Origin of the sequence: Spongiactinospora sp. TRM90649 (genome assembly GCF_029382225.1) — a bacterium.
Lineage (GTDB): Bacteria > Actinomycetota > Actinomycetes > Streptosporangiales > Streptosporangiaceae > Spongiactinospora.
The window spans coordinates 22,543-34,918 of the sequence record NZ_JARLTC010000047.1 but is presented as its reverse complement, the minus strand read 5'-3'; the positions used below and the strand labels follow the sequence as shown (position 1 = coordinate 34,918).

Genomic DNA, 12,376 nt, shown 5'->3' with positions numbered 1-12,376 from the left:
GTTCGCCCGCCCCACGCGGGCCGGTCAGCGGAGCCGGGCCTGGATCTCGTCCTCGTGGGCGTCGAGCCAGGCGCGGGCCCTGCGGATGCGCTCGCCCGCGCCCTGGGCCCACATCCGGGCCCAGGCGCCGCCGTCGGTGACGGCGCGCAGGCGCATGTTCGCGTAGGAGCGGTCGAAGCGGAGCCGGGCGAGGTCGAGCAGCCGCCGCCGGTCGCGGCGGGGCACGCCGTACTCGTCGCAGAACAGCCGCAGCCGCGCGCCCACGTCGAGCCCGCGCTGCAGCGGGTCGCGATCGACCGGGTCGGCGACGGGGGCCCAGTGCCGCAGCGTGGTCACCACGTCGAAGAGCCGGGTGGTGGGCCTGGCCAGGTCGAAGTCGATCAGCGCGTACGGCAGGCCGCCCCGGAACACCACGTTGTCGGGCGTGACGTCGCAGTGCCCGACGACCTCGGGCGGCAGGTCGTCGTTGGACCCCGGCCCCCACGAGTACGCCTCCGCCGGGAAGCCGGCCGAGGCGTCGTGGAAGCGGCGTAGCAGGCGGGCCAGCGCCACCAGCGAGTCGTCGCCGACCGCGTGGGCGGGCAGCGGGCGGGTGGCCGCCTCACCGGGGATGAAGGTGAGGATCTCCCTGCCCCGTTCGTCGAGGCCGAGGAACCGCGGTGCCCGGTCGAACCCGGCGGAGGGCAGGTGACGCAGCAGCGCGTGGATCGCGGGGGCGGAAGGTCCGACCGGCCTGCGCACGGTGCCGCCCACCCGCACCACGCCATCGGTGATCTCACCGCCGCGCAGCGCGATCTCCCGTTCGGCGGGAGGCGCGGTGCCGGGCAGCATGGCCAGAATGGTAGACCAGAAAGGCCTCGCGAGCGGGTGAAAAGGCCATGACCTCAGCCGGGACCGGGGTGCCCCTGTCCGGAACCGGGGTCGTCGGTGACGATGGGGAACCCGCCGCGCCCGAAACGTTCCTCGTACTCGCGCCAGTCGCCGAGCCCGTCCAGCGACCCCGCGCGGATCTCGGCCACGACCGTGATGATCCAGTCGAGCTCGGCCCGCTGCAGGATCGCCCTGTACTCCAACTCGATCACGTAGACCCGGGCGAGCCCCTGCTCTGCGGTCATCTCCTTGAAGGTCTCCCAGGTGCGCAGGCCCTCCCTGAGCCGGCCCGCGCGCTCGTCGAGCAGCCGGGCGACCTCCTCCGGCGGCATCACGCCCATCAGCGACAGCCCGGCCTCGAAGTTGGTGTACTCCTTCGCCGGAGTGGACAGCAGCTCGCCGAGCCAGTCGAACAGCTCCAGCCGCCCGGACTCGGTGATCGCGTAGACCGTGCGCTCGGGCCGCCTGCCCTCGCGGGTCGTCTCCTGGGCCTCGATCAGGCCCGCGCGCTCAATGTTCTGCACCACGGAGTACAGCGACCCGTAGTTGAGCCGGATGCTGTCCTCCTTGCGGCGCGACCGCAGCGTAGAGGCCAGCTCGTAGGGGTGCATCGGGCGTTCGAGCAGGGTCGCCAGCACCGCCAGCGCCAGCGGGTTGCCTCTTCTGCGTGCCACGACCACCGTCCCCGTTCCAGCGGAATTCTACGCAGCCGGCGCTCACGTGCTCAGGGAGCCTGTCCGTGGTCGCGCAGCCAGGCGGCGGTGAGCCGCCGGTAGGCCTTCCTGCCCATGCCGTCCGGGGGCGCGTCGAAGCCGTGACCGGCGTACGGCACGCGCACCAGCTCGGCGTTCACGCCGAGCCGCCGGGCCTCCCCGGCGAGACGGTAGGCGCCCTCGGGCGGCACCAGGCGGTCGGACCCGCCGACGATCAGCAACGTGGGCGGGGCCTCGCGGCTCAGGTACGTGGCGGAGGCGATGGCGCGGTACCGCTCGGGGAAACGGCGCGGCGAACCGCCCGTGTAGGCGGCGGCCATCAGCCGGGCGTCGGGCCCGCGCACGGGATCGCCGTTGTCGAAGAACCCGGCGGGGTCAGCCACCGGGTAGAGCGCGGACACGGCGGCGACCCGTGGGACCCGGCCGCCGCATGACGACGGCGACCGCCCCGTGGCGGCCATGTAAGCGGCGTTGATCGCCAGGTTGCCGCCCGCCGAGTCGCCGGTCATCGACAGCCTGGCCGGATCGCCGCCGTACTCCCGCGCGTGCCGGGCCACCCACGCCAGCGCGCAGCCGATCTGGCCCTGGGTGACGTTCCACAGATGGCGGGCGGGGGTGGAGAGCGTGTAGCCGACGCTGACCGTCAGCCAGCCCCGGTCGGCGAACCAGCGCAGGTCGGCGGCGCGGTCGGCGTGCGAGCCCGCGATCCAGCCGCCGCCGTGGAGGTAGACCAGCACGGGGGCGGCCCGGCCTGGACGCGCGCCCGCCGGACGGTAGACGCTCAGTAAGAGCGGGGCGCCCTGGTAGGAGGAGTAGCCGACCACGGCGTCCGGAACGGCTGCGGGCTCCGTTCCGACGGTGAACGCGTCGAGCGGGCCGAGCCCGGCTCCCGCGCGATCGAGGGCGGCCGACATCCGGGCGATGATCACCAGCGTCCCGGCGAGGGTCAGCGCCGCCAGCACGAGCAGGCCGGCGCGGAGACGGCCGGGGCGCCCGCCGTACAGGGCGAGCACGGCTCCGGCGAGCGGGAGGGCCAGGATCCACGTGGCGTGCCACGGCACGAGGTCGGCCGCCAGGCCGAGGTACGGCACGCCGTACAGGAAGACGCCCGTCACGATCAGCGCGGGGATCACGATCAGCGGCGCCGACAGGACCGCCGCCGCCCGCCCGGCGCGCGTATCCGCCATGCGTCCTCCTCCCCCGCCCGTCGCACGACACATTCCACCAGCACCCGCGCGCCGCCGCTCCCGGCACGCCGTTGATCGCCGCCGTATCCTCGATACCAGAGAACCGGCGGCGGTGACATCGACGACGGGAGACACCGAATGCCCTCCGACGATCTCCTGCCCGCCGGGCCGGGCTTCGTGGCCGATCCTTACCCCTACTACGCCGGGCTGCGCCGTTCGCACCCGGTGCGTTTCGTGCGTTTCGACAGCGGGCTGTACGCCTGGCTCGTCACCCGTTATGAGGACGCCCGGCTGGTGCTGTCCGATCCCCGGCTGAGCAAGGATCCGGGCAACGCGCCCGCCGACTGGCAGGAGGCAGGGCGGGGCCGTCCGCTGGAGGACCGCTCGGGGCTGGGCTCGCATTTGCTGACGCTCGACCCTCCCGAGCACACCCGGCTGCGGTCCGTAGTGTCCCGCTTCTTCCACCACCGCCGGCTGGGCGCGATCGGCGAGGTCATCGAGGAGGCCGTGGCGAGCCTGCTGCGCGGCCTGGCCGGCGCGGGCGAGGCCGACCTGATCGCGCGGTACGCCAAGCCCCTGCAAGCCACCGTGATCTGCGAGATCCTCGGCATTCCGCCCGGCCGCCGGGGAGACTTCGGGCGCTGGTGCGACGCCGTCGTGTCGTCCGATCCGGACGGCGACATGACGCGGGGCGAGGCGCTGCGCGCGCTGGCGGGTCACATCGGCGGCCTCATCGAGGACAAGCGCCGCGAGCCCGGCGACGACGTGATCAGCACGCTGGCGCACGCGGCGGAACCTTCCCGCGACGAGGTCCTGGCCTACGTCTTCCTGCTGCTCGTGGCGGGATACGAGACGACGATCAACCTGATCGGCAACGGCGTGCTGGCGCTGCTGCGTCACCCGGGGCAGCTCGCGCGGCTGCGCGGCCGTCCTGAGGCGCTGGAGACGGCCGTGGAGGAACTGCTCCGCTACGACAGCCCGGCCGAGTTCTCCACCTGGCGGTTCACGCTGACGCCTGTGGAGGTGGGAGACACCGTCATCCCGGCGGGGCAGCCGGTGCTCGTGGCGCTGTCGTCGGCGAACCGTGACGCGGCGGCCTTCGCCGACGCGGACGCGCTCGACCTGGGGCGCGCGGACAACGCCCATCTGAGCTTCGGGCACGGCGCGCACTACTGCCTCGGGGCCGCCCTGGCCCGGCTGGAGGGGCGTATCGCCATCGGGGCGCTGATCCGGGAGTTCCCGGGAATGGCGCTCGCCGTCGATCCCGAGCGGCTGGAGTGGCGCTCCAGCCTGACCGTGCGCGGGCCGCTGACCTTGCCGGTGCGGCTCCGCTAGCCGTACTCGCTCCACCGGCTCTGCCCGCTCCGCGGGCGATTCGCGCACGCTCGGCACATACTCCATTTTGGACGGTCTGAACTATACCGTTTTGGGTGGACATTACGTAGACTCCGATCACCCGGGTCCGTTGCACCCCCTACGCCCCGGTTCTTGCACGCTTCGCTCGGCGACACCCAGGCCGACCTCGAACCCCCTGCTCACCACGAGGCCAGATTCCCTTTGTCGCCCGCGTGCCACGATGCGCGCACCTGTGGGCGAAACATGTCTGGACTGGAGGCCACCAGCAGCCATGACCCCTGACACGAACAAGAACCAGAACATCGGCCGCAGAAGGCTGCTCGGCGCGGGCACCGCGCTGGCGGCCGGAAGCGCGGTACTCGCCATGGGCGGCGAGGCCGCCGCGGCGAGCACGATGGGAGGTGTGAACATCCCCCGCCCCGACAGCCCGTTGCCGCTGATCCCGGTCCCGTCGCAGGTGAACGCGACCGAGGGGACCGTCTCACTGCCCGACGTGCGCCTTTGGTACTGGGACACCGGAGGATCCGGAGCGCCCATCGTCTTCCTGCACCCGGCCACCGGCAGCGCGGAGAGCTGGCCGTACCAGCAGCCGTACTTCGCCAAGCGGGGATACCGGGTGATCGCGTACTCGCGGCGCGGCCACTACCGGTCGGAGAACGGCCCGGACGCCGACCCCGGCAGCGGAACCGAGGATCTGCGGCGGCTCCTCGATCACCTGGGAGTGAACCGCTTCCACGGCGTCGGCGTGGCGGCCGGAGGCGGCTACCTGCTGGACTTCGCCCTGTCGTACCCCGAGCGCCTGCGCAGCATGGTGATCTCCGGCAGCCTGACCGGCCTCGCCGAACCGGCGTACCGGGAGACGCTGACCCGGCTGCGGCCGGCGGGCTTCTCCGCCATGCCGCCCGACTTCATCGAACTGGGCCCGACCTACCGGGCCGCCAACCCCGACGGCGTCCGCGTGTGGCTGGACCTGCACCACCGGTCCGTGAACAAGACGATCTTCCAGCGCTACGAGAACGCGCCGACTTGGCCCGACCTCGAACGGCTCCGCGTCCCGACCCTGCTGGCCTGGGGCGACAGCGACCTCTACAGCCCGCCGAGCGTGCAGCGGATGCTGGCCGACCACCTGCCCCGGGTGGACACGCTCGTGGTCAACGAATGCGGCCACCAGCCCCACTGGGAACGTTCCGACATCTACAACCCCGCGCTGCTCAACTTCTTCCGCAAGAACTCCCGCTGACGCGGCGCGGAATCGGGCCCCGCCCCTTCGGGGGCGGGGTTCAATGAGGGGGACGCCCACCACTCCTCTCACCCGCGCCACGGCCTCCCTGCACGTGCTGGCAGCGAGCTTCGCCGCCCGGCACGACTTCGACCGGGGCTACGGCCCGGCAACCAACCGGATGCTCCGCCTCATCCGCGAAGGCGGCGACTGGCGGACGCTCTCGGCCGAGCCGTTCGAGGGCGCGGGGTCGTGGGGCAACGGCGCCGGGATGCGGGTGGCGCCGCTCGGCGCCTGGCTCGCGGGCGACCTCGCCGAGGTGGTGCGCCAGGCCGCGCTGTCGGCGCTGGTCACCCACGCGAATCCGGAGGCGGTGGCCGGGGCCGTCGCGGTGGCCGTAGCCACGGCGGTCGTCGCCGCCGGCCCCGGGATCTCCCCCGGCCCCACGGAGTGGCGGAGGCGGTGCGAGCCGCTCCCGCACTGGGCGGGAGCTCCCCCACTCGCCTCCTAGTCGGCCGGGGGTGGTCAGCGGGTGGTGCAGGCCCTGCCGTTGAGCGCGAAGCTCAGCGGGGCGGGCAGCGCGCCGCCGAAGGAGGCGGTGAACCCGACCTGGGTCGAGCCGCCGGGCGCGAGGACCTTGTTCCAGCTCTTGTTCTTGGCGCTGAACCGCGCGCCGTCCTGGGTCCAGTCGGCGGACCACCCCGAGGCGAGGCGCAGCGTCGAGGTCGGGTAGTCGACCGTCAGCGTCCAGCCGTCGATGGCGGCGACGCCGGTGTTGCGCACGGTGATCTCGGTGTTCAGCGTCGAGCTCCACGAGTTGGCGCGGTACGTCACAGTGCACGACTCACCCGGTGTCGGGGTGGGCATGCCCTCCCTGGAGAGCGCCGACAGCGGGTCGGACGGCATGCTGAGGTTGCCCGCCTCGTCCCTGGCGACCACGATGTAGTTGTAGCGCTGCCCGGTGACCAGACCGGCCTCGGTGAAGTTCAGGAAGTTTGAGGCGGGCAGCGTGCCGACCTTCAGCCAGCTCGTCGCGGTCTCGCGATAAACGTCGTACGCGGTCACCGCCACGTTGTCGGTGGAGGGCGGCCAGCAGAACGTGACGCCGTGGTAGTCCTGCAGGCAGGCGTCCTGCAGGCCGGTGGGCTTGGACGGGGGCACCTTGTCGCCGGGCGGAGGCGTCGGGGTGGAGGTCGGGCTCATCCCGATCACCGCGGGCACCGTGATCAGGTTCGACGGCGGGCTGACGTTGCCCGCGGCGTCCCTGGCCACGACGTACATGGTGTAGAGCTTGCGCAGCTCACCGGAGAAGCCGCCGACGGTGCCGACCGTCGTGCTGGCGTAGACGAACCCGCCGACCTCCAGGCGGTAGAGGTCGTATCCGACCACGCCCGTGTCGTCGCTGGAGGCGTTCCAGCAGATGGAGGCGTAGCCGATGCCGTCCGGCACCAGCGGGACCGGGCAGGGCCGCAGCCCGACCGGACGGGACGGCGCCTTCGTGTCGCCCGCCACCGCCGCTGCCGCCGCCTTCCCAGGAGCCTTGGCGACGGCGACGTCCCGCGCCGGAGCGGCTGCCAGGGCGGTGCCACCGCCCGAGCCGATCGCCAGCGCGGCGACGAGTAACGTCACGGTGAAGATGCCGAGGGTGAGGAGGACCGCCCCCAAGGCTCTAGTGCCGATTCGCATGATTCCCCTATCGAAATCGTGTTGTCTCCGTCCCCTCCTCGGTGTGATCGTGGACTACTTTCGGCGATCCGTAAAGCGGCTGTCCGCGATCGAACCGTGACCTCGTTGTCGGGTGTTCGCCTGACACCCCCGCGCCGCCGTCCTCCGTAGGCTCGTTACCAGCCGCGGCGCGGACACAGCGGGCCACGCACGTCCTGCCGCGCGGTACCCGTCGGCCAGGGGGACGGCGGGTACTCCATTCCTTCCACGGGGCTAGGCGGAGGACATGAGAAACGGCATCCCGGCCATCGAGGCGGACACGATTCGCGGGCGAGGCTCTTCCATCCGCATCACGAAGGGCCCAGGGGCGGCACGCCCGCCGCGCTCGCCGGTCCCGGAGACGAGCGGCGGCGATCGCTGAGGCCACCCGAGACCATGCAGATGTCCAATCCGTTTCCGCCTTCTCACGGCCCAGTCCCGGGCGGCCCCTACCAGAGACCTCAGCAGGGCCCGCCACCTCAAGGATTCCCACCCCAAGGCCCGGGATGGCCGGGCCGGCCAGGCCAACCCGGCCAACCCGGCCATCCGCCGATGCCACCCGGAGGAGGAACGCCCGGCGGTCCGGGTGGGCCGGCAGGCCCTGGAGGCCCGTGGGGCCCACCGCAGCCACCGCGACCGCCCCGGCGCGGCGGTTCGAAGACACCGCTGATCATCACCATCGTGGCGGTCTGCGTCGTGCTGGCGGGCGGGATCACCGGATGGGTGTTGCTCAACGGCGACGACTCCGGCCCGCCCCCGCTCTCCGCGTACGGCAGGCGCAACCTGGCCCGGTCGCCCACGCCGAAGCCCGAGGCGGTCAAACTACGGCCGATCAGCGGCGACCAGCTCTGCGCCGTCGTCCCCGACGGCCTGCGCAAGCCCCTGGTCACCGACGGGAAGTACGGCGGCAAGGACGCCTCCACCCGCGCGGCCACCCGCACCGAGAAGCGGGCCGCCTGTAGCTGGAACAACAGCAAGATGGACGTCGGCGGCGGCGCCTTCGGCCACCGCACGCTGACCATCTCGGTCGAGGCCAAGAGCACCGAGACCCAGGGCGCGGCCGAGTACGCCCGCAAGCGCTTCGACGACGACCGCAAGGGCCACGACCGCCGGGTCAACATCCGGGACGGCAAGCGCGTCGACGGCAGGACCACCGGCTCGTCGTTCGGCGAACCACGGCAACTCGGCTACGGCGACGCGTCCTACAGCCAGAGCTCGATCGGCCACAGCGGCCTGCACACCACGGTGTTCGTCCGGCAGGGCCCCTGGCTCATCCAGGTCGCGTACGGCGGCGCCAACCGCACCGGCGCCAAGTACCCGACCGGCGACGAGACCCGCGACGCGGCGGGCAAGGTCGCCGAACTCGTCACCGCCGAGATGGCAAAGGACGCCGACAAGGTGAAGCTCGCCGGCCCGTGCGGCATCGTCAGCGTCCGCGACGTCGAGGCGGCCTTCTTCCCCGAGGCGGACGGCCCCGCCGTCGACAGCCGCGACGGGCGGATCAAGCAGAACACCTGCACCTGGAGCATCAGCGAGCCGGTCGACCACAAGCCCGGCCAGGAGTACACCAGCCGGGGCGGCCAGCTCCAGATCCACGTCGTCGACTGGGGCGACGGCGAACTCGGCTCCCGCTTCCAGTACGACCGCGCCACCCGCCAGTACGACCGCTACCTGGCCCAGGGCGGCATCGGCGACGCCAACATCCAGGTCGGCTACGAACCCCGCCAGAACATCACGGGCCTCGGCGAAAAGGCCTTCGCCGTCCTCTCCACCAGCACCAAGCCCGACGCCGACCCCGAGGACGACCGCCCCAGAAAAGAACTCCTGATCAAGGTCCTCTCCGGCGACCACACCATCGACTTCACCTTCCGAGGCACCACCACCGGCGGCGGCCTCACCCAAGCCAAGGGCTACCAGGAACCCACCTTCGACCCCACCCTCACCCGCAAAGCCCTAGAACGCCTCGCCAAGACGTTCGTCCCCGCCCTCAAGTAACCCCACCCGGCACCCAATCCCGCGACGGCACCGGCCAAAACGGGCCGGTCGCCGACGGCGTACCTCAGCCGCGTGGCCTATCCCACACCAGGCCACAAGGACGACACCGCATGCCGTCCCCACCCAGACCGGAACGACGGCGCGCGCCGGCTCTCTCCGGGAGAGCGCCTCCGGGGAAGGCGGCGATGGCGCGGCCGAATATCGACGGTGAGAGCACGGCGGCGTGGGCCGGGCGTTCAGGGCCACGCCGCAAGGGTGACGCCGAGTGCCACCGGGGCCCCTCTCGATCGAACCGCGGCGGTGGCCCTATGGCGAAGGGGGACGGTGGGTGGTGATGATGCAGTCTTCGTCGGACGGGTGAGGGGCCGTTAGGCTTGCGGATCACGGAGTGTGGGTGGACGGGTGTGGTGAGGTGACCGGGTGGCCGAAGGGGCGGCGCGGTTGCTGGTGCGGTTCGGGCGGCGGTATGCCGCGACCGTGCGGCTGGTGACGCTGGTTCCGATCTGTGCGATCGCCGTGTTGCGGCCTCCTCCCGAGCATCTGGCGGGGACCGTCGTGATGGCCGCCGGTGCGGCGGTCTGGACGTGTGGTTACGCGTGGTGGCTGCGTAAGGGCACGGGGTCCGCGCCGGTGGCGCTGGACGTGGGGGTGCTGTTGCTGCTGCACGCCGGGGTGTCCTGGACGGACGCGCTGGCGCACACGAACACCGGGTGGCTGCGGCTGCTGGTCATCTTCGCCTGTGTCACCTGCCAGTGGCACACCTCGCTGTGGACCGGCGCCGCCGCGGCGCTCACGGTGAGTGGCGGGGCGGTGGCCGTCCTGGTGGCGCTGGACGCCGACCCGATCGTGGTCAGGTCGCAGGCGTGGGCGCTGCCCGCGGCGGCGCTGTCCAGGGCGGCGTGGACGCTCCTGCACCGGGCCGCGGACCGGGCCGACCGGATGGCGGAGCTGGCCGCGCGGTCGCGCGCCGAGGCCCTGGTGGCCGCAGGGGTCCGCGCCGAGGAACGCGAGCTGGTGAACTCGCTGCACGACACGGCGGCGACCACCCTGCTGATGGTCGGCACCGGGCAGGTCGGCTCGGACGCGGCCTGGCTGGCCCCGCAGGCGCGACGCGACCTGGCGACCCTGCGCGGCGGGAGCGAGCCCGCGCCTCGGCACGCCGATCTCGTGCGGCTGCTCCGCGACGACCTCGACGCGGCGCACCTGACCGTGGAGTTCGACGCCCCCACGCGGCTGCGGCTGCCGTTCCCGGTCGCCAGGGCGATCGCCGACGCGGCCAGGGAGGCCCTCACCAACGTGCGCCGTCACTCCGGCACGACGGCGGCGACCGTCCGGCTGCGCGGCGACTCCGCGGCGCTGCGGCTCGACGTGATCGACCAGGGGCGGGGGTTCTCGCCGGCGGATGTACCGGACACGCGGCGCGGCCTGCGCGAGTCCGTGCACGGCAGGATGAGCCGCGTGGGCGCGACCGCCACGGTCAGCTCGGCCGAGGGCAAGGGCACGGTCGTACGGCTGGACTGGCAGGCCCCCGCCGACGACACCGGCCACCCGATCCCATGAACGACACCACCGGCGAGCAGGCACGCGCCCACCTGGGGCGCGGCCTCCGGACCTCCACGCTGCTGATCGCCGCCGTGATCGTGCTCGGTCTCGGCGCCGCCAACATGATCAGCCATCTGGACGCCTACCCGTCGGTCCGCCCTCAGGTGTTCGCCCTGGCGGTGCTCGGGGCGGTGCTGGCGGGCGAGGGCGTCCTGCTGCTGCGGGGACGGCCGTGGGGCCGGCTGCGCGGGCCCGCCATCGCCGTGGTGCTGGCCGTGTCGGTGCTGTCGTACACGACGCTGCCCGACGGGCAGACCTCGACGACCGTGGACTGGATCTTCGGCGCGGCCAACTGGGTGGGCCTCGTCGTCCTGCTCGACCGCCCGCTGCGGATCTCGGTGGCGTTCCTGCTCGCCCATGAGGGCGTGGCCCTGCTGCACCTGTTCCTGTTCGACGAGCCGACCGGGGACGCGCTCACCCGGTTCGCCACGGGTTCGATGAGCGTGGTCGGGTTCCCCTTGTGCCTGGCCGTGGGGGCCGCCGTGCTGCGTGACCTGGGCGCGGCGGCGGACGCCTCCCGGCGTGAGATCGAACGCGTGCGGGTGGCGGCGGCCGTCGCGGCGGAGTCGCACCGCCGCAGGCGGCAGCGGTTCACCGAGCTGTCGGCGACCACGGTCCCGCTGCTCGAAGGGTTCGCCGACGGCTCGCTGCGCGCCGACGATGCCGCGGTGCAGCGAGCCTGCGCGATCGAGGCGGCGCGGATGCGCAGGCTTTTCGCCGAGACCGACGCCGTCGCCGAGCCCCTGATGCACGAGCTGCGGCACTGCGCCGACGTGGCGGACCGCAAGGGCGTCGCCGTGGAGCTGGACGCGCGCGGCAAGTGGCCCGCACTGCCGGTGGCGGTGCGGCGCGACCTCACCGAGGCGGTGCTCACCGTGCTGGCCACCGCGGCCTCCAGGGCGCGGGTCACCGTCGTGGGCGACGCCGGGCTGGTGTCGGTCAGCGTCGTCGCGGACTGCGGCGCGGTGGACCTGCCGAGCCCGGCCGTGCCCGGTGTCGAGGTGGAGGCGCTGACCGGCGGGGACATGACCTGGATGGAGGTCCGATGGCAACCGGTTCCGTGACGGGCGACCCGATCACCGCGGTGATCGTCGACGACCACGCGGCCATCGCCGCCGGGGTGTGGGCCTGGTGCTCGCGGGCGCTGCCGCCGATCATGCTCATCGACGCGGGCGACCGTCTCGGCGAGGTCTGGACGGGCCCCGGGTCCGAGGCCGATGTGGTGATCTTCGATCTGGAGCTGGTGCCGCGCCGCCCGGACTTCGGCGAGCTGCGCCGTCTGGTCGAGAACGGCCGCCGCGTGATCGTGTACTCCCAGCACACCGACGACGCGACCGCGATGAAGTGCGTGGACCTCGGCGCGCTGGCCTACCTGACCAAACGCGAGGGCCCCGAGCACCTGGTCCCCGCCATCCGGGCCGCCGCCCGGGGCGAGCCCTATACCACCCCTTCGCTGTCGGGCGCGTTCATCGCCGACGACTCCCCCGGCCGCCCGCGCCTGTCGCAGCGGGAGACCGAGGTGCTGCGGGCGTGGTTCGTGTCCGCGTCCAAGGAACTCGTGGCGGCGAAGCTCAACATCACCGTGAAGACCGTCGACACCTACATCACCCGGGTGCGGGTGAAGTACGCCAACGTGGGGCGGGCCGCCCGGACCAAGAGCGAGTTGATCGGCCGCGCCCTGGACGACGGCCTCATCACCCTCGCCGAGCTGAACCGAACCCCCTGATCGC

Annotated in this window: 11 protein-coding genes; 7 read left to right on the top strand and 4 right to left on the bottom strand. The window is 72.7% G+C overall.

Annotated features, from left to right (window positions below; translation table 11 throughout):
• Positions 1-24: 24 nt before the first annotated feature.
• Genes P3X83_RS39340 through P3X83_RS39330 form a run of 3 tightly spaced genes read right to left on the bottom strand, consistent with a single transcriptional unit; the run spans position 25 to position 2,770 of the window.
• Positions 25-831 carry a phosphotransferase gene (locus tag P3X83_RS39340; protein WP_277310496.1) on the bottom strand — a complete coding sequence of 269 codons (807 nt, stop codon included), beginning with the start codon at positions 829-831 and terminating at the stop codon, positions 25-27.
• A 53-nt stretch (positions 832-884) separates the two neighbouring features.
• Positions 885-1,544 carry a PadR family transcriptional regulator gene (locus P3X83_RS39335; RefSeq protein WP_277310495.1) on the bottom strand — a complete coding sequence of 220 codons (660 nt, stop codon included), beginning with the start codon at positions 1,542-1,544 and terminating at the stop codon, positions 885-887.
• A gap of 50 nt (positions 1,545-1,594) precedes the next feature.
• Positions 1,595-2,770: an alpha/beta hydrolase gene (locus P3X83_RS39330; RefSeq protein WP_277310494.1), complete on the bottom strand. Its 1,176-nt coding sequence runs from the start codon at positions 2,768-2,770 to the stop codon at positions 1,595-1,597.
• Between the two features lie 138 nt (positions 2,771-2,908).
• Between P3X83_RS39330 and P3X83_RS39325 the strand changes: the two genes are divergently transcribed.
• From P3X83_RS39325 to P3X83_RS39315, 3 genes are all read left to right on the top strand, one after another.
• Positions 2,909-4,105 carry a cytochrome P450 gene (locus P3X83_RS39325; RefSeq protein ID WP_277310492.1) on the top strand — a complete coding sequence of 399 codons (1,197 nt, stop codon included), beginning with the start codon at positions 2,909-2,911 and terminating at the stop codon, positions 4,103-4,105.
• Positions 4,106-4,397: 292 nt separating this feature from the next.
• Positions 4,398-5,366 carry an alpha/beta hydrolase gene (locus P3X83_RS39320; RefSeq protein ID WP_277310491.1) on the top strand — a complete coding sequence of 323 codons (969 nt, stop codon included), beginning with the start codon at positions 4,398-4,400 and terminating at the stop codon, positions 5,364-5,366.
• A 43-nt stretch (positions 5,367-5,409) separates the two neighbouring features.
• On the top strand, positions 5,410-5,856 hold the full coding sequence (locus tag P3X83_RS39315) for an ADP-ribosylglycohydrolase family protein (RefSeq protein WP_346742786.1): 447 nt from the start codon (positions 5,410-5,412) through the stop codon (positions 5,854-5,856).
• Positions 5,857-5,870: 14 nt separating this feature from the next.
• Here P3X83_RS39315 and P3X83_RS39310 read toward each other — a convergent pair whose 3' ends face one another.
• A complete protein-coding gene (locus P3X83_RS39310) occupies positions 5,871-7,031 on the bottom strand; it encodes a cellulose binding domain-containing protein (protein WP_277310490.1) in 1,161 nt (386 codons plus the stop codon).
• 699 nt (positions 7,032-7,730) lie between these two features.
• On the opposite strand from P3X83_RS39310, the gene P3X83_RS39305 reads away from it, so the two are divergent.
• The 4 genes from P3X83_RS39305 (at position 7,731) to P3X83_RS39290 (ending at position 12,372) form a co-directional block, all read left to right on the top strand.
• Entirely contained in the window at positions 7,731-9,044 is a 1,314-nt protein-coding gene (locus tag P3X83_RS39305; protein WP_277310489.1) for a hypothetical protein, read from the top strand.
• Positions 9,045-9,464: 420 nt separating this feature from the next.
• On the top strand, positions 9,465-10,604 hold the full coding sequence (locus tag P3X83_RS39300) for a sensor histidine kinase (protein ID WP_277310488.1): 1,140 nt from the start codon (positions 9,465-9,467) through the stop codon (positions 10,602-10,604).
• The gene (locus P3X83_RS39295; RefSeq protein ID WP_277310487.1) at positions 10,601-11,710 is read left to right on the top strand and encodes a hypothetical protein; all 1,110 of its coding nucleotides are present in this window, start codon (positions 10,601-10,603) and stop codon (positions 11,708-11,710) included. Before P3X83_RS39300 ends, P3X83_RS39295 begins: the two co-directional genes overlap by 4 nt.
• Positions 11,692-12,372, top strand: coding sequence for a response regulator transcription factor (locus tag P3X83_RS39290; protein WP_277310486.1), 681 nt, complete (start codon positions 11,692-11,694; stop codon positions 12,370-12,372). Before P3X83_RS39295 ends, P3X83_RS39290 begins: the two co-directional genes overlap by 19 nt.
• The last annotated feature ends 4 nt before the right edge of the window (positions 12,373-12,376 follow it).